The organism is Allobosea sp. 05T438 (genome assembly GCF_056396025.1).
In genome coordinates this window covers 70,180-87,907 of the sequence record NZ_JBFTKQ010000015.1, presented here as the reverse complement: position 1 = coordinate 87,907, position 17,728 = coordinate 70,180, and the positions used below count along the sequence as shown (strand labels likewise).

The window sequence follows — 17,728 nt, the reverse complement described above, 5'->3', positions numbered from 1 at the left end:
GGCGCACGCCCCGTCCGAGCGGCTGACGCTCTATTCGCAGAGCCATTCGCCGTATGCGCGCAAGACCATCGTCTTCGCATATGAGGCCGGCATCGCCGATCGTCTCGACATCATCGACCACGAGACCAGCCCGACGAACCGCAACGCCGCGGTCTTCGCGGTCAATCCGCTCGGCAAGGTGCCGGTTTTGATCACGCCGGAGGCAGGCGCGGTCTTCGATTCGCTGGTGATCTGCGACTATCTCGACGGGCTTCATGCCGGGCGGAAGCTGATCCCCGCGGCCGGGGCCGAGCGCTGGCAGGGGCTGCGCCTTCACGCCGTCGCGCAAGGGCTCTGCGATGCCGGCATCGCACTGCGCTGGGAGACGCTGCGCCGGCCGGAGGCTCTGCGCTACCCGCCGCTCCAGGAGGGCCAGACAGCGAAGCTCGTCGAATCCTATGACCTGCTGGAGCGGCAGGGGCCGTTCGACGGCCCCGTCGATATCGGGCAGATCGGATTGGCCACGGCGCTGGCCTGGCTGGAGTTCCGCGCGCTGCCGGATTTCCGGGCCAAACGCCCCCGTCTGACGCGCTGGTACGAGGAATTCTCGCACCGCTCCTCGATGCGGGCGACCGCCTATCATGGCGAGACTCAGGACGGCCCGGCGCCCGTCGCCATTGCCGGATGACCGGCTGACGTCGTAGCAGGGGCGCGCGGCCGGTTCCGGCCGCGCCGGAGGCCGCCCATGAAGCTTCGTCCCGATACGCTGGCGATGACCGCCGTCCTCGCCATGCTGACGGCGCTCGGCCCACTCTCCACCGATTTCTACCTGCCGTCCCTGCCCGAGATCGCGCGGGTGATGGAGACGGATGTGGCCGGCGCCCAGGCGACGCTCTCATCCTTCCTGTTCGGCTTCGCCGCGGGGCAGATCTTCTGGGGGCCGCTTTCGGACCGGCTCGGCCGCAAGCCCGTCCTGCTCGCTGGCCTGGGCCTTTTCACGCTGGCGACGTTGGCCTGCGCGCTCGCTCCCTCGATCGGAGCGCTGACATTCGCGCGGGCGCTGCAGGCGCTCGGGGCATCGGGTCCGATCGTGCTCGGCCGCGCCATGGTGCGAGACCTCTATGACGGCGCGCGCGCCGGACGCGAGCTCGCGCGGATGGGCATGATCATGGGCCTCGTCCCCGCCGTGGCACCGGTGATCGGCGGCGTGCTGCAGGTCGCCTTCGGCTGGCGCTCGACCTTTGTCGCCTCCCTCGCCTTCGGGCTGGCGCTGGCCATCGTCATCGTAACGGTCATGCCGGAGACGCTGCGCGTGCGCTCGCCGCAGCCGCTTTCGCCGATCGCGATCTTCCGCGGTTTCGGCGTGCTGCTGCACAACCGCGCCTTCCGCGTCTATGTCGCGCTCACCGCGCTCGCTTATGCCGGGCTCTTCGCCTTCATCTCCGGCTCATCCTTCGTGCTGATCGGCGTCTACGGGCTCACCCCGGTCGAGTACGGCTTCTCCTTCGGTTTCGGCGTGCTCGGCTACATCACCGGCACGATCATCGCCCAGCGGCTCGTCGGTCGGCGCAGCATGGACGAGGTGATCTCGCTCGGGGTCGCCTGCCTCGCCGGGGGCGGGCTTGCCATGCTGGTCGGCGTCCTCACCGGCTTCGGCGGAGCGGCAGGCGTCGTGGTGCCGATGGCGCTCTATGCCTGCGGCGTGGGGCTCACCATGCCGCAGGCTCAGGCCTCGGCAATGATGCCCTTCCCGGACCGGGCCGGTGCGGCTTCGTCCTTCAACGGCCTGTGCCAGATGCTGCTCTCGGCCTGCGTGGGGCTGCTCGTCGGCCATCTGCTCAAGAACGCGGCGCTGCCGCTGCCCCTGGTAATGTCGACGCTCGGCGTCGCCGCCCTCGTGCTGTTCCGGGCGACGCGGGCCATCCGTGCGGCGAAAGCTTAGACCGCCCTGCGTTCCAACAGCACCACGCCGTCTTTCCGGCGCTTCGCATCAGCGAGGAGCCCGGAACCATAACCACGGTTCGAGCAGGACGACGCGGCTCGTTCGCAGGCTTTTCCTGAACCGCCTGCGGATTATGGGTTCGGGGCTCGGCCCTGCGGGCCGCGCCGGAATGACGGTGCAGTTCTTCAACCGCCGAAGAGCCGCTCGAAGAAGTTGCGCTCCTGCGGCGCCGGCTTCACCCAGGCGCGATCCGAACTGGCGGGCTGAGTCGGCGCGGGGGTGCCGGCATCGGCCACCGGCGCACCGTCGCCGAAGATCGTCTTCGGCGCGCCCTGCCAGAAGCCGCCGGGCAGCGGAATGGGCTGGGCGCCGGCATGGGCGGCCTTCATGTACTTGCCCCATATCTCGCCAGGCAGCCCGGCACCGGTGACGCGCTTCATCTTCGAATTGTCGTCATTGCCGACCCAGACGGCCGTGACGAGTTTGGCGGTGAAGCCGACGAACCATGCGTCGCCGTAATCCTGCGTCGTGCCCGACTTGCCGCCGACCTGCCAGCCCGGGATGTTGAACTTGCTGCCGGTGCCGCCGTTCATCACGCCGTTGAACATCGTATCCATCATCGCGAGATATTGCGGCTGGATGACCTGACCGAGGCCCGCGGCCTTGCGGGCATAGACGACCTTGCCGCTGGTCTGTCGCACTTCGCGGATGACATAGGGCAGCACCGACTGGCCGCCATTGGCGAAGGTCGCGTAGGCAGCTGTCATCTCCAGCGGGGTCACCTCCGACGTGCCGAGCGCCAGCGACAGGTTCGGCTGCAGAGCCGAGCTGATACCGAGGCGCTGGGCGGTGCGGACGACCTCCTTGGGCGTCACCTCCTGGATCAGCCGGGCGGACACCGTGTTGAGCGAATGCTGCATCGCCGTCGCGAGCGTCACCGGTCCGCGGAAGGTGCGCGAATAGTTCTCCGGCTCCCAACCCTTGATCGAGACGGGCGAGTCGTCGCGGATCGTGTCGGGCGTCATGCCCTTCTCCATCGCCGTCAGATAGACGAAGGGCTTGAAGGAAGAGCCCGGCTGGCGCCGCGCCGCCGTGGCGCGGTTGAACTGGCTCTTGGTATAGTCGCGCCCGCCGATCAGCGCGCGGATCGCGCCGTCCGGCGCGAGCGAGACAACCGCGCCCTGCGAGGCGTTGAGCTTGGCGCCTTGTGCCGAGAGCGCATCGACCAAGATCGTCTCTGCCGAGCTCTGCAGCTTGGTGTCGAGCGTGGTGAGCACGGTGACGTCGCCCTCGACCGCGCCGATGAAGTCGTCGAGCACGTCCATGACGTAGTCGGCGGCGTAATTGACCGAGCCAGCGCCGACACGCTCGGGCACCTCGGCCGGCGCGGTCAGCGCGGTCTTGGCCGCAGCCTGCGTGATGAACCCCTGATCGGCCATCGCGGCAATGACGAGCTGGGCGCGCTTCTCGGCAAGATCGGGATTGCGGTTGGGCGCGAGCCGCGACGGCGCCTGGACGAGGCCGGCGAGCATCGCCGCCTCCGCGATCGTCACCGAGCGCGCCGACTTGTTGAAATAGCGCTGCGCCGCGGCCTCGACGCCATAGGCGCCGGAGCCGAAATAGACGCGATTGAGATAGAGCTCGAGGATCTGGTCCTTGGTGTAGGTGCGCTCCAGCCAGAGCGCCAGGATCGCTTCCTGGATCTTGCGGGCGGCGGTGCGCTCCTGCGTCAGGAACAGGTTCTTGGCGAGCTGCTGGGTCAGCGTCGAGCCGCCCTGCACGCCGCCGCGGCCGCGCAGATTGGTGACGAGCGCGCGGCTGATGCCGATCGGATCGATGCCGAAATGCTCGTAGAAGCGCCGGTCCTCGATCGCGACGAAGGCCCTGGGCAGATAGGGCGGGATCTCGCCGATGGTGATGGTGCGCCCGCCGGTCTCGCCGCGATTTGCGAGCAGCGAGCCGTCGGCGGCGAGGATCGCGATGTTCGGCGGCCGCTTCGGCACGGTGAGCTGATCGATCGGCGGCAGCTGCGAAGCGTGATAGGCGATGAAGCCGCCAAGGCCGATGGCGCACCACAGGCCGAGCACCATCGTCCAATAGAACAGCCCGCCGAGCAGCGAGCGCCGACGGCGGCCGCGGCGCTTGCCGCCACCTCCTCCGCCGCTGCGCTTGTTGCGCACCGGCTGGCTGCGCGGCTGCGGACGCGGCGCAGCGCGGTGACGGTGAAGCGGGCGATCGTCGTCAGAAACGCGCATGTCGAAATCATCGCGGCTTGCGCCGCTCTCGTCGTCGAAGGACGGCTCGCGCCGCTCGCCCCGTTTGATCCGGTCGTTCATCCTGTCCCGTTTCGGCCGACACACCGCCTTCGCAATGCGGTCAGGTCACACAGGATTCAAACATGGCGCTTTTAAGGGACGGTTAAGGGTGCGATGCGGCGGCGAAGGCACAGTCGTCGCGAGAACGTGATCAAACTTGCAAATGCGCAAACGAAATCGTCATCGAGCGGGATATTGCGCAAAATCGGAAGCCCTGCCTAAAACCCGGACGGGAAACGCGCAGGAACACATCGCCACTTATTCGTTTTCGTCGACAGAGGACCCAGATGAACTCGCTCAATCGCTATGCGCCGCATGTGCTCGGCCTGCTGCGTATCGTCACCGCACTGATCTTCATCCTGCACGGCACGCAGAAGCTCCTCGGCTTCCCGGCCCCGCCGGCCGGCGGCGTGCTGCCCCCGGCCTTTACGCTCATGTGGTTCGCGGGTGCCCTCGAACTCGCCGGCGGCCTTCTGATGCTCGTCGGCTTCCAGACCCGGATTGTCGCCTTCGTCCTCTCCGGCCAGATGGCCTTCGCCTACTGGATGGCGCATGCGCCGAAGAGCCTCTACCCGGCACTCAACGGCGGCGACGCGGCGATCCTCTACTGCTTCGTCTTCCTCTACTTCGTTTTCGCCGGGGCGGGCGCCTTCGCGATCGACAAGGAAAGCCGCGCCTGAGAACCTGAATTCAAAAGCCGTCGAGCCCCTTCCCGCGGAGCCATCCCGGCAGGAACGGCGTCTCGAAGGATGCTCCAGGAAGCGATCGAGGCATCAGGAGCGCCCTCCGACACGGCCTTTGATCCCCTCAGGACGAGGGCTTGGCCCCGGCCAAACCACCGGTCCAAATCGACGAATCGAAAAGGCCCGCTTTCCACCGAAAGCGGGCCTTCTTCATAGGGGACGCGAAACGGCTCAGACTGCCGCCGAGATCCAGCGCGACAGATCGCTCTTCGGCGCAGCGCCGACCTTCTGCGAGGCGAGCTTGCCGTCCTTGAACAACATCAGCGTCGGGATCGAGCGGATGCCGAACTGCGCCGGGATCTGCTGATTCTCGTCGACGTTCATCTTGACGATCTTGACCTTGCCGTTGAGCTCGGTCGCGATTTCCTCGAGCGCCGGGCCGATCATGCGGCAGGGGCCGCACCATTCCGCCCAAAAATCGACGACGACCGGCTCGGACGACTTCAGGACGTCGGCCTCGAAGCTCTGATCGGTTACCTTGCTCGTTGCCATGACTGGCCGCCTTTCGGTTTTCAACGGGCGGCAATGCCGCCCTTCGCCAGCGAAGCTATGAACGCCCGCCCCTCCGGTCAAGGCGCGTGCATCGCAGGGCAGAGCCGAGGCCGGCGCGTCACGAGCCGGCTGAGACCAGACTTGCCCCGACATTGATCGCCATCGCCAGGATCGAGGTGTTGAAGACGAAGGCAAGGATGGAATGCAGCAGCACGACGCCGCGCGCCTGCCGCGTCGTCACGCCGATATCGGAGGTCTGCGAGGTGCAGCCGATCGTGTAGGAGAAATACAGGAAATCGACATAGTTCGGATCGGTCTTGCCCGGGAAATCTAGACAGGGCTTGGACTTGCCGCCGCGATAGTAGATGCCGGCATAGTGCAGCGTGAAGAAGGCGTGCAGCAGCGTCCATGAACACAGGATCGTGACGCCACCCAGCGCGAGGTGAATCCCGCGTCCGCTGGCCGGAACCGCCCCAATGCCGCTGAGCTGAACCACGATGGCGACCAGGCTGGCGCTCGCCGCCAGGCAGGCGATGATAAGAATGGCGAAGGCGCCCTCGTCCTGCCGCTCGGCCCGCGCCCTGATCTCGTCGACCGACTCGGTGAACATGGTCGCGCCAAGCAGGCCCAGATAGAAGATCGCGCCAGCATCCCAGGCAACCAGGAAGCGCGTCGCCCACCGCCAGTCGCCGGGCAGCAGCGCCGCCAACCCCACGCCAGCACCGAGAGCCGCCAGAAGGCGCGGGCGCAGCAGCAGGGATGGCAGGAGCTTCATGGCCGGGACGATCCGTCGGAGCGGCCGACGCTAGCGCCCGCCGCGGCGCCTGCCAAGGCGAGGAGCGCCGCGTCGAGCTGCGCGGCAGCAAGTTCGAAATGGGCGAGGTTCGCGGTGTAGACGACCAGCGCCCGGATCGCCCGGTCTGGATAGATCTCCTGCATCAGCGCGGCGTAGGCCGCGAGCTGCGCCAGAGTCCCGACCGGAATCGCATCGGCCCGCTCCGGCGGCCGGGCTGTGGTCTTGAAATCGGCAATGACGACGCTTTCGGCGGTGACGGCCAGCCGGTCGATCCGGCCGGAGACCGCGCGCACCGCACCGTCCGGCAGGCGGATGGCGCCTGCGACGGGCACCTCCGCCAGCGCCCCTTCGGCAAAGAGCGCGGTAAGGCCCGGCTCGGCCAGGAGAGCGAGCGCCTGCGCGACGATGCGGGCACGCCGCTGCGGCGGCAACGCGCCGCCGCGTGCCTGCGCCAAGGCGTCTGCCGCCCCGGTGCGGCGCTCGGCCGGAAGATCGGGCAGGAGCTGGAGCAGCAGATGCGCCAGCCGGCCGGCGGCAGCCGCCTCCGCGAGGAAGGGTCCGTCGCCCGGCCGCTCCTCGCCATCGGCTGCCGAGAGGGCGTTCGACGGCTTCAGCGGCGGTGCGGGTTCGGCCTCGCGCGAGGCCGGTTTCGTCAGCCAGGCGGGGGGCTGCAGAACCGGCTCGGCCGGCTGCACCTGCGCCTCTTCTTCCGCCGGCCTCGGAGGCGTCACGGAGAAGCGCAGGATCGCATCCTCGCCCTCCCCAAGGGTGGCGAGGCCCGCCTCCGACTGCGCAAGCCCTTGCGCAATCATCGCGTACCAGCTTCCGGCCGGCGGGTCGCCCTTGGCCTGCGCGCCGCAGACGATCAGCCGATCCTCGGCGCGGGTCATGGCGACATAGAGCAGGCGATGATGCTCCTCGACCATCTGCGCGACGACGGTCGCCTTGGCTGCGGCCGTCGCCTGCGTGTCCTCGGCGCTCGCCGGTGGCCAGATCGGCACGAGGCCAGCACGCGGCGTCGATACGGCGAGTATCTTCGGCAGACGCTTGGCGCCGGGCTCGACGCCGAGATCGGCGAGGATGACGATCTTCGCCTCCAGACCTTTCGAGCCGTGGACGGTCATGACGCGAACCTCGCCGGCGCTGGCCGAGAGATCGCGCTTCACGTCGGCGGCGCTGCCGGTGACATGCTGGAGGAAGCCGGCGAGCGAGGGGCCGTAACGCCGTTCATGATCGAGCGCGGCATTGAGGAAGGCATCGAGCGCGTCGCCCGCCTCGGCGCCGAGCCGGGCGATGGCGAGGTTGCGCCCGCCGCCGGGGCCGAGCAGCCCGGCAAAGAAGCGGAACGGGCCGGAACGGCCAGCCTCGCGCGCCCAGTTAACGAGCCTCGCTTCGGCGGCGGCATAGCGCGGCTCGCTCGCCGCAGCTTCCTGCAGGGCAGCTCGGAGCGAGCCCTTGCGGCCGGGCGCGAGGCGCAGGAGATCGTCGTCGTTCAGGTCGATCAACGGCGTCTTCAAGGCGGTGGCGAGCGTCAGGTCGTCGTCCGGCAGCAGCAGCGCGCGGCCGAGCACGACGAGATCCTCCACCGCCGGATGCTCGGCGAGCGTCAGCCGGTCGCGGCCGGTGACGGGCACGCCGGCATCCTTCAGCGCCTTGACGATCGCCTCGAAGAGCGCGCCGCGCTGGCGCAGCAGGATCATCACGTCGCCGGCGGCGAAGGGGTTGCCGCGATCGTCACGGCGGTCGCGGTGCCAGCGCTGCAAGGTCCGCGCGATGCGCTCGGCGAGCTTCACCGTGCCGCTCCGACGCTCGGGCGCGTCGACCGGCGTGGTCCAGGCGTCCGGCGGCTCGCCGGTATCGTTGGCGGCGAGCGGCCAGAGATCGACCGTGCCGGGCGCGCTGCGTCGAACCGTGTCGTGCATCTCGGGACGCGCCGCGCCGTCGAAGACGAGACCGCGCGCATGCTCGGGCAAGGCGAAGACGGCATCGACTGCCTGCATGATGTCCGGCGCCGAGCGGAAGGAGGTGTTGAGGCTGATCGCCTCGAAGGCGAGTTCGGCCTCCGCGATGCGCCGGCCGAGCGCACGGCGCTCCTCGCCGAAGGCGGCCGGCGCTGCCCCCTGGAAGCCGTAGATCGACTGCTTCTCGTCGCCGACGACAAAGATGGTGCGTGGCTTCGGCCTGAGATCGCCACCGCCGGTGAATTCCTCCGCGAGCTTGCGCAGGATCGCCCATTGCGCCTCGCCGGTGTCCTGCGCCTCGTCGAGCAGGATGTGGTCGATGCCGGCATCGAGCTTGTAGAGCACCCAGGCCGCCTCGACCCGCTCCAAGAGCGAACGCGTCCGCGCGATCAGGTCGTCATAGTCGAGCAGCGAGCGCAGGCTCTTCTGGCGCTGATAGGAAGCGAGCATGCGCGTGACCAGCAAAGCGAGCGCTGCGCTGCGGTCGCGGATGGCGACGGCGTTGATCGCATCGGCCGCCGTCAGCAGGCAGGCGGCGAGCGCCTCCAGCGTCGCCAGCGTGGCACCCTCGAACTCGGATTTGCCCTTGCCGCGGATATTGGCGTTGATCGTTCCGGCTTCGGTGATGAAGCCGCGCCGGCAGAAGGCGATCGGATCGCCATCATCCTGCCCGGCGAGCAGCGTGCGCAGGGTCCCGGCGAGGTTCTGGCGCGTCGCGCTGCCGGAGTGGAGTGCCTCGATCAGGGCCTGACGGCCAGGCAGCGCGGCCAATTCGGCGCGAAAGGCCCGCTTCACCGTGTCGGCATCGAGATCGGGGTCGATGCCGAGGAAGGCGGCGATGCCGGCCAGCATCTCCTGCGGGTCGCGGGCGCGGCCGTTCTCGTCGCTGAACAGGGCCCGCTGGCGCAGCGCCTCCTGCACCATGGTCTCAAAGGAATCCTGCGCCGCGAGCTGCGCCAGCAGGTCGAGCGCGCGGGCCTCCGCCCCATCCGGGTTCGCGGCGACCAGGGCCAGCAATTCGCGCCGCGCCTCGCGCAGCATCTCGGCCTGGGCGAGATCATCGGCCACCTCGAAGCGCGGCGGCACGTTGGCCTCGAAGGGCGCGGCCTGCAGCACGCGGGTGCAGAAGGCGTGGATCGTCTCGATGCGCAGCCCGCCCGGCGTCTCCAGCGCCTCGGCGAAGAGGCGGCGCGCCTTGGCCCGCTCGGCGGCGCTGGGCGCGCTGCCGGTCAGATTGGTCAGCTCCTTGGCAAGGACGGCCTCATCCAACGTCGCCCAGGCGCCGAGCGCCTTGAAGATGCGGTTCGCCATGTTGGCGGCGGCCGCCTTGGTATAGGTGATGCAGAGCATCCTGCTCGGCTGGACGCCGTCCAGCAGCAACCTCAGCACGCGGTTGACCAGCACATGGGTCTTGCCAGAGCCGGCATTGGCCGAGACCCAGGCGGAGAGGCCGGGATCGGCAGCCAGCGCCTGGCGCTGATTGGTCAGCGACGGGACGATCCAGCCCGGCTTCACGCCTCGCCTCCTTCGTCACCACCGGGCGCCGCCGACCATTCCTTGACCCGGGCGAGATGGTCGTAAGGGCTGGCGTAACGGATGTAGTCAGGTGCCCGCCGCGAGACATAGGCCTCGCGACCGGTGCGTAGCGCATCGAGATGTTTCAGCAGATTGTCCAGGTGGCGGGCTGCGACATCGGCCAGCGGCTCGCCATCGAAGTCGAGCGGCTTGTCCTTGGCCCAGCCCTTCGGGTCATGGTGGAGCTTCATGTAAATGACAGCCTCGACCGGCGTCGGCCCTGCGAGCCCCTTGAAGCCGGAACGCGCCGCCAGCTCGGCTTCCAGCGTCAATTGCGGCGCGAAACCCTTCTCGACCTGTGCCTTGCTGGGCGGAGCCCCGGTCTTGAAGTCGACGATCCGCAGCGCCGGCTCGCGCGTCAGCTCGATGCGGTCGGCCCGCCCGCTCAGGCGGAATTCGCTGCCGTCGGCCAGCCTGAAGCTCGCGCCGGTGAAGAGCTCGACGCCGATGCGGGCGATGCCGGGCCGCCTGCGCTCCTCCCAGCGGATGAAATGCCCGGCCGTCAGCAGGAAGCGCGGCCACCAGAAAGCGCGGACCTCAGGCACGTCATCGAAGTCGCGAAAGAGTCTGTCGCCGATGGCGATCAACTGCCCCAGCGCGTCGGCCGGCAATTGCTCGGGATAGGTTGTGGTGAAGCTCTCTACGATGTTGTGCAGCAGCCGGCCACGATCCTGAGCCGTCGGATCCTCGATCAGCCCGTCGAGGGCGTCGAGCTTCAGGATCTTGCGCGCGTGGATCTGATAGGGATCGCGATAAAGCGTCTCGACTTCGGTGACGCTGAGGGATAGCGGCTGGATTTCGCGCGGCGGGCGCGGTTTCGGCCGCCCAACCGGCCTCGCATCGGCGGGCGCGCTCAGCAGGGCGGCGAGCCCGCGCAGGCGACGGCCTTCGTCGAGCGCCTTGCTCCATGCCTGCTTCGGCGTCACCGCGTGCAGCCGCTGCCAAAAGCGCGAGGCGATGGTCTCGGCCTCGCCGACCTTGCGCGGCCGCGTCAGCGTGACCTCGCGCGCCGCCATCAGCGCCTGGGCGAAATCATGCGCGGTCTGGCCGATCCGGCGCTCCGGTGGCGAGAGGCCGAGCTCGGCACGCATCGGCCGGTTGATGAAGGAGTCGGTCGTGGTCTGCGGCGGCCAGACCGTCTCGTTCAGGCCGCCGAGCACGATATGGTCGGCTTCGAGCAGGCGCGCCTCAAGCAGGCCCCATATGGCGACGCGCGGATGGCCCGGCGTCGCCCGCTTGACCGCGCGCTCGGCGAGCAGGCCGTCGAGAATCGCGACGAAATCCTGCGGCCGGCCGCCGGGCGGCATGACGTCCTTCGCCGCGACGAGATCGTCGAACAGCCCGGCCAGCGCCTCGCCATCTGGGCCGATGAAAGCGAGCGGCGTCCCGGCCTCTGTCGCGCTGACGGCGGTAACGGCCGCCTGCGCAGCTGCAGCGACGGCTCCAAGCGACGGCTCGCCGAGGAAGAGCGCTTCGAGCAGCGACGCGCAGGCTGCTTCCAGCGCGTGGAGCACGGCCGCTGCCGCGGCAGCATCCTCCGCCGTCAAGCGCCTGCGCGGGCCGGGAACGTGACCAGCCTCGCGCAGCTCGCTCCATTCGCCGAGCGCCAGATGCAGGCCCGCCAGCCCCCTGCCGACGGCATTGCCGCGCCAGCAGCCGATTTCCAGTGCCGCGGCTCCCCGCGCCAGCGCTTCCCGGCTCAAGCCAAGCCGGCAGAGCGGGTGGGCGAAGAGCGGGACGAGCGAGGCCGGCGTCATCTGCGCCAGCGCCGCCTCCAGGATCAGCCGCAGCAGCGAGCCTGCCGGCCAGCGCCCGAGCGGCTGCCCGGCGGAATCATCGACCTCGACGCCCCAACGCGCGAGCTCGACGGCGACGCGCTCGGCAAGGCCCCGATCGGGCGTCACCAGCGCCGCCCGCGCCTGCGGTCGCTCCAGCGTCTCGCGCAGCGCGATCGCGACAGTGAGCGCCTCCTCGCGCTCGTCGGCCGTCTCGACGATACGCAGGCCGGCGAAGCCTGCCTCCGCCTCGCCGGGCGCGAAACGTTGGCCGAGGCTCGCCCAGAGCTCCGTCACCGAGGCCGGCAGCATCGCCTCGCGCAGCAGCTCTCCCCGCGCATGGCGTGCGGCATCGGGCGCGGCGAGTTCGCGGACATCGGCGCGCTCCGCGCCGAGCGTCTCCATCAGGTGACGCAGCGCCGCCTGCGGATGCGAAGGCGCGGGTTCCTTAGCGATGGCGTTCCAGGCGCGCTCGTCCAGCCCGAGATCGACGCCGGGCAGGACGACCGCCCCGTTTGGAAGCCGCGCGATGGCGGAGAGCAGCCGCGCCGTGGCCGGGACGGTGCCGGTCGAGCCTGCAGCGATGATCGGCCCCCTCGCCCCGCCCGCAAGCAGCCGCTCGCGCTCGGCCGCCAGCATCCGATTGCGAAACTCGGCCGGGTCGGTGGCGCCCCGATCAGCGAGAATCTGCGGCCAGGCTTCGCCGAGAATGGCGAGGAAGCTCGCATTGAGCTGCCAGACCCTGTCGAAGCGCGCGGCGTCGAGGCCGGCCAGCTTCTCGACCGGCACACCTTCGGTCTGCATCTGATCGAGCAGGTCGGCGAGGTCGCCAGCCAGCCCATAGGCCTCCGCCAGCGTCGCCGGCACCAGGGACGGCTCCGACGGATCGAGCCTGAGATGGCTGCGGTTGGCGGTGCGGCCCCAGGCGTCGACGAGCCGGGTCAGCAGCATGCGGCGGGGCAATGGCTCGATCGGAACAAGGCGCTCGCCCGTCCAGGCGCCGGAGCCGATCAGCGCCGTCTCGGCCTCGTCGACATCGCCAAGCGGGACGATACGCGGCAGCAGGAGCGGCTTGCCGCCGAGCTTCTCGGCCAGGATCGCGGTGAAGGCGCGCGCGGCGCGGCGCGTCGGCAGGTAGAGCGTGGCGCGCGCCATCGCCGCCGGATCGCCGGGGTCGTGGATCGCCCCCAGGCGCCCGTCCAGCATCGCTTCGGCCAGAACATCCAGAAAGGGCGCGCCGGCCGGTGTGCTGAACAGATTGAGTTCAGGCATCGACCGGCTGCGCGGCGAAGGCGGCTTCCGCCGGCGCGATCGCCTCGGGCGTGCCGACATGCAGCCAGCGCCCCTCCAGCACTTCGCCGAACAGGCGACCGCGAGCGATGGCGCGGTCGAAGAGCAGATTGAGCGAGAATGGCCCTTCCGGCGTGTCGGCGAAGAGCTCCGGTTTCAGGATGGCGACGCCGGCATAGACCCAATGCGCGCTCTCAGCCGCGCCGCGCCGGGTCAGGCGGCCATCCTCTCCGAGGAAGAAGTCACCGGCGCCGTCGAAGCCGAGGCTGGTCTTGCGCTCGGCGAGCAGGAGCAGCATGTCCATCCGCGCCGGATCCCAGGCTTCGGACATCGCCTGCATGGCGGGCCGGCCCGTCTCGCGCCAGAGCGCGTCGGAATTGACGTGGTAGAACGGCGCAGCTCCAAGCAGCGGCAGGGCCTTCTTCACGCCGCCGCCGGTTTCCAGCAATTCGGCGCGCTCATCAGAGATGGCGATGCGCGGCCGGGCGCGCCCGGCGACATGCGCCTCGACCTGCCCGGCGAGATGGTGGACGTTGACGACAGCGTCCTCGACGCCGGCATCGGCCAGCCGGTCGAGCATATGGTCCAGCATCGCCTTGCCCCCGATCTTCACCAGCGGCTTCGGCAGCGTGTCGGTGATGGGGCGCATGCGCTGCCCGAGCCCGGCCGCCAGCACCATCGCCCGGCGGATCGGCGGCGAAGCGGTTGAGGTCACGCGAATCTCCGTATCGATCGGATCAGACTAGCCCGCGGCGTCCGTCTCGAACAGCTTGGGCATATGGGCCTGGTACCAGCCCTTCAGCTCTTCGAGGGCGGGGTGTTCGAGGTTGCGGCGCAGATAGGCCTCGATGCGCGGCAGGTGCTTGAGGTAGTCGGGCTTGCCGTCGCGCTTGTCGAGCCGGGCGAAGATGCCGGCGATCTTGGTATTGCGCTGGGCGCCGAGGATCGCATAGGCGCGGGCGAAATCGGCAAGATCGAAATCGGGCGCATCAGCGCGCCTCGCCGCACCATAGGCGGCGAGCAGCCTCAGCTCCAGCGAGGCCGGCACATCGATGCGCGCATCCTGGCCGAGCGACGCCAGGTCATAGGCCGGGTGGCCGAGCACCGCATCCTGGAAGTCGATCAGGCCGAGCTTGGCATGGCCCTCCCGCTTCTCCAGCCAGATCAGGTTCGGCGAATGGAAATCGCGCAGCGTCCAGGTGCCGGGCTGGGCGAGGATCTCGTCGAGGAGCCTGTTCCAGATGCGGGCGAATTCCGCCTGCGTCACCGCCGGCAGGGTCACGCCCGCGATATGCGGCGCATACCATTCCAGGATCAGCTCTGTCTCGATCGCCAGCGCCTGCCGGTCGTATTCGGGAATCGCATGGTCGCGCCCCTCGCCCACCGGCAGAATCGACGGCAGGGTGTGACGGTGGAGGTCGGCGAGCAGCCTGGCCGCCGACTCATAGCGTTCGGCGATCGGCCGACGCTCGGCGTCGATCACGCCCTCGTTGCCGAGATCCTCGATGACGAGCAGGCCGGTGGTCAGATCCTCGGCGAGGATTTCCGGCGCCGAATAGCCCAGCGAGCGCAGGCCGCGATCCATCGCGACGAAGGCCTCGACGTTCTCGGCAAGGTGAGCCAGCGTGCTGTAGGGCTTGCCGAGGCGGATCGGCGGGCCGTCCGGCCGCGGCGGCGAGATCATCAGGACCGCCGTCTCGCCGGTCGGCTGCGTCAGCCGTTCATAGGCGCGCGTCGATGCGTCGCCGAGCATGAAGTCGCGGCGCGCTCCGCCCCAGCCGGAGGCGTCGAGCAGGCGGCGCGAGGCAACGGCGATGGCGAGCCGCTGCTTCCAGAGCACGCCGCCGGAGAGATCGGCAATGCGGCCGGTCTCGGGACTGTCGGGGTCGACATCGAGCACGATATCGAGCCTGCGCCCCGCCGGCAGGCGCGTCCCGGCGCGGTCCGGCCACTCGACCAGCGTGATCAGCCGTTCGACATCCTCGATCAGGCCGATATCGTCGAGCTCGTCCGGCGAGCGCACGCGGTAGAGATCGGCGTGCAGCACAGTGCCGCGCCGGGTGTCGTAGCTCTGGACCAGGGTGAAGGTCGGGCTCGGCGCCTCCAGCGCGGGGTCGTCCGCAAGCTCGCGCAGGATAGCGCGCGCCAGCAGCGACTTGCCGGAGCCGAGATGGCCGGAAAGCGCGACGATGTCGCCCGGCTTCAGGATGGCGGCGATGTCGGCGGCGAGGCGCAGCGTCGCCGCCTCGTCCACCAGCATGAGCCGGTGCAGGCCGGCCTTGCGGGCTTCTTCCGTCATTCAGCGGCGTCCGAGAGCGGCATGCCCTGCGCGGGGAACACGGCGGAGACCTTCGTGCCGCGGCCCGGCGCGGAATCGAGCTCGACATGGCCGCCGTGCAATTCGACGATAGAGCGGACGATCGACAATCCAAGGCCGACGCCGCGATGGCTTGAGCCGAGGGAATGGCTCTCGAAGCGCTCGAAAACCTTTTCCATGACCTCCGCAGGAATGCCGCGGCCGTGATCGGCCACGGTGATGCGGAGGTCGCTGCCCTGCCGCGTCGCGCTCACGGTCACGGTCTGGCCGGGCGAGGAGAAGCCGATCGCGTTGGAGAGCAGGTTGAACAGCACCTGCCGCAGGCGCTTGCCGTCCGCCCGCAGCGGCCCGGTGCGCGGATCGATATCGACCTTGAGCTCGAGCCTGCTGTCGGTCAGCCGGTCATGCAGCCCCGCCGCGGCCTGGGCGATGGTGTCGGCGACATCGACATCCTGGATGTCGAGCGTCAGCGCGCCGTTGTCGATGGTGGCGAGGTCGAGAATGTCGTTGATGATCGCGAGCAGGGCGCCGGAGGAGCGCACGATATGCGAGGCATAGTCGCGCTGCTTCTCATTGAGCGGGCCGACCGTCTCGGTGCCGAGCAGCTGAGCGAAGCCGATGATGTTGGTGAGCGGCGAACGAAGCTCGTAGGAGACATGGTGGACGAAATCCTCGCGCAGCCGCGAGACCTTCTCCAGCGCCTCGTTCTTCTCGGTCAGGGCTCGCTCGACATTCACGCTGGCGGTGACGTCGGCGAAGGAGATCAGCGTCGCGCCGTCCGGCAGCGGCGCGGCCGCCATGTCGAGCACGGTGCCGTCGCGCCGCTCCATCCGGCTGCGGTAATCCTCGCGCGCATCGCGCACGCCGGTGACGACGCTGTGAAGCTCGCTCCAGACCTCGTCCTGCGGGAAGAGCGGCCGGCACAGCCGGATGACCTCGTCGATATGCGGGGCGCTGGCGGCGAGGTCGCCGCCCTGAATGCGCCAGGATTGGGCGAAGGCGGGGTTGGAGAGCTTGAGCCGCCCGTCGGAGCCGAACACGGCAACGCCCTCGCGCAACGAATCCAGCGTCTCGCGCTGGGTGCGGGAGAGCGCGTTGAAGCGCGATTCGAGGGTGAAGCGCTCGGTCACGTCATCGTAGAGATAGGTGACACCGCCCTGCGGATTGGGGCTGGCGACGACATGGATGGTGCGCCCGTCCGGCAGATACCACCAGTCTTCGCTCGCGCGCGTTGCGGTGTAGGCAGCCTGGGCCGCCGCCTTCCAGCTGCGGTAGTCGCCGAGCTCAGGCAGGCGCCGTTCGGCCCGGAGCCGGTCGAGGATTTCGCCATCGGTCGGCAGCCCGTCGAGGAAGCCGGCGTCCAGCGACCAGAGCGTGTCGAAGCCGGAATTGCGATAGACGAGGCGCTGCGAGCCGTCGAAGACCGCGACCGCCGTCTTCAGCCGGTCGAGCGTGCGGACATGGGCATCCATCTGGCGCTGAAGATCGGCCCGCACCGCTTCCAGCTCGCTCATATCCGTGGCGAACCCGGCAAAGCCCGTCGCAGCCGGCACCTCGACGATGTCCAAGGTCCGGCGCTGGCCCGCGACCACCGCTGGCGCCCGCGCCGCAAAGGAGCGACCTTCGCGCCGCGCCCGCGTCGCCGCCTCGCGCTCGGCCCGGTCGAGCAGTTCGAGACCGCCTTTCACCGCGGTCGTCGTATCGCTGGCCTCCACGGCGCGCGCATAGGCGGCGTTGACCCATGTCAGGCGCCCATCGGCATCGCGCATCCAGGCCGGGTGCGGCAGGCCCGCGAGCAGATGGGCGAGCGCCGCATGATCCGCGGTGACACGCTCCAGCTCTCCACGCAGCGTCATGACCTGCGCCCGCTCGCCGGTGACCTCGCGGAAGCGGATCACAGCCCGGCCGGCGACGGGCCGGCCCTCGATGTCGATGAAAGGTCCGGCCTTGCTGCGCAGCGTGACATTGAAAGCCTCGCCGCGCTCCTTCAGTGCATCGGTCGCGAGCTCCAGCCGCTTGGCGTCGGCGGGGGCGGCCCAGCTGCCATAGGCCAGTGCGAGCGCAGCTCCGGGGGCGCCGAGAAACCCGCTGTCGCCCTCGAAGACCGGCTGCGCGTCGCGGCCGTTCCAGCTGACCACGACCTGCGGATCTGCTCCCAGGAGGATCGAAAGGCGCTCCTGATGGCTACGCGCGGCTTCGAGATCGGCTGCCAGCTTGGCTTCGCGCTTCTGCCAGCGGGCGCGTTCGCGCACATAGAGGAGCGAGGTCGTCGTGGCGAAGACCGTCAGCCCGGTAAGAGTGAGCGAAAGCGCGCCCGTGCTCATGATATCGAGCCGCATCGGCACCAGCCATTGATCCTGCGCGATGGCGGGGGCCGAAGCAATCGAAGCGGTCAAAGCAGGCAGCAATGCGCGCGGAGCCCAGTCCCCAGCTCGCCTCTGTCGCCTCAACCGTCTCATTCTGCGCCCATCTTCTCGCGGCGGCCGCGGCCGCCATATCCGCCACACTCGTCGGAATCGGCTTGGAGAGCCGGCGAAAACCGC

The 17,728-nt window shown here is 69.3% G+C and carries 11 protein-coding genes; 3 read left to right on the top strand and 8 right to left on the bottom strand.

The features are described 5' to 3' along the window. Positions 1-22 precede the first annotated feature (22 nt). Both AC1DIN_RS23465 and AC1DIN_RS23460 read left to right on the top strand, forming a co-directional pair. The gene (locus AC1DIN_RS23465) at positions 23-667 is read left to right on the top strand and encodes a glutathione S-transferase family protein (protein WP_476811532.1); all 645 of its coding nucleotides are present in this window, start codon (positions 23-25) and stop codon (positions 665-667) included. Positions 668-724: 57 nt separating this feature from the next. After that, entirely contained in the window at positions 725-1,921 is a 1,197-nt protein-coding gene (locus AC1DIN_RS23460) for a multidrug effflux MFS transporter (RefSeq protein ID WP_441473064.1), read from the top strand. Between the two features lie 185 nt (positions 1,922-2,106). Here the strand turns inward: AC1DIN_RS23460 and AC1DIN_RS23455 are convergent, their stop codons facing one another. Further along, positions 2,107-4,257, bottom strand: a complete 2,151-nt coding sequence (locus AC1DIN_RS23455) for a transglycosylase domain-containing protein (protein WP_476811494.1) — start codon at positions 4,255-4,257, stop codon at positions 2,107-2,109. Positions 4,258-4,523: 266 nt separating this feature from the next. On the opposite strand from AC1DIN_RS23455, the gene AC1DIN_RS23450 reads away from it, so the two are divergent. Continuing rightward, positions 4,524-4,916, top strand: coding sequence for a DoxX family protein (locus tag AC1DIN_RS23450; RefSeq protein WP_441473066.1), 393 nt, complete (start codon positions 4,524-4,526; stop codon positions 4,914-4,916). A 234-nt stretch (positions 4,917-5,150) separates the two neighbouring features. Here AC1DIN_RS23450 and trxA read toward each other — a convergent pair whose 3' ends face one another. The 7 genes from trxA to AC1DIN_RS23415 all read right to left on the bottom strand — a co-directional run bounded on the left by trxA (position 5,151) and on the right by AC1DIN_RS23415 (position 17,581). Next, on the bottom strand, positions 5,151-5,471 hold the full coding sequence (trxA, locus tag AC1DIN_RS23445; RefSeq protein WP_038366779.1) for a thioredoxin: 321 nt from the start codon (positions 5,469-5,471) through the stop codon (positions 5,151-5,153). A gap of 118 nt (positions 5,472-5,589) precedes the next feature. Beyond that, positions 5,590-6,246, bottom strand: coding sequence for a DUF1345 domain-containing protein (locus AC1DIN_RS23440; RefSeq protein ID WP_441473067.1), 657 nt, complete (start codon positions 6,244-6,246; stop codon positions 5,590-5,592). Next, positions 6,243-9,743 carry a double-strand break repair helicase AddA gene (gene addA, locus AC1DIN_RS23435; RefSeq protein ID WP_476811493.1) on the bottom strand — a complete coding sequence of 1,167 codons (3,501 nt, stop codon included), beginning with the start codon at positions 9,741-9,743 and terminating at the stop codon, positions 6,243-6,245. Before addA ends, AC1DIN_RS23440 begins: the two co-directional genes overlap by 4 nt. After that, positions 9,740-12,850, bottom strand: coding sequence for a double-strand break repair protein AddB (gene addB, locus AC1DIN_RS23430; RefSeq protein ID WP_476811492.1), 3,111 nt, complete (start codon positions 12,848-12,850; stop codon positions 9,740-9,742). The genes addA and addB overlap by 4 nt, the downstream gene beginning before the upstream one ends. Beyond that, on the bottom strand, positions 12,843-13,547 hold the full coding sequence (locus AC1DIN_RS23425; RefSeq protein WP_476811531.1) for a nucleotidyltransferase family protein: 705 nt from the start codon (positions 13,545-13,547) through the stop codon (positions 12,843-12,845). The genes addB and AC1DIN_RS23425 overlap by 8 nt, the downstream gene beginning before the upstream one ends. A gap of 63 nt (positions 13,548-13,610) precedes the next feature. Beyond that, positions 13,611-15,167, bottom strand: coding sequence for a tRNA (adenosine(37)-N6)-threonylcarbamoyltransferase complex ATPase subunit type 1 TsaE (gene tsaE / locus AC1DIN_RS23420; RefSeq protein WP_476811491.1), 1,557 nt, complete (start codon positions 15,165-15,167; stop codon positions 13,611-13,613). Continuing rightward, the gene (locus tag AC1DIN_RS23415) at positions 15,164-17,581 is read right to left on the bottom strand and encodes a sensor histidine kinase (protein WP_476811490.1); all 2,418 of its coding nucleotides are present in this window, start codon (positions 17,579-17,581) and stop codon (positions 15,164-15,166) included. Before AC1DIN_RS23415 ends, tsaE begins: the two co-directional genes overlap by 4 nt. Between the last annotated feature and the right edge of the window lie 147 nt (positions 17,582-17,728).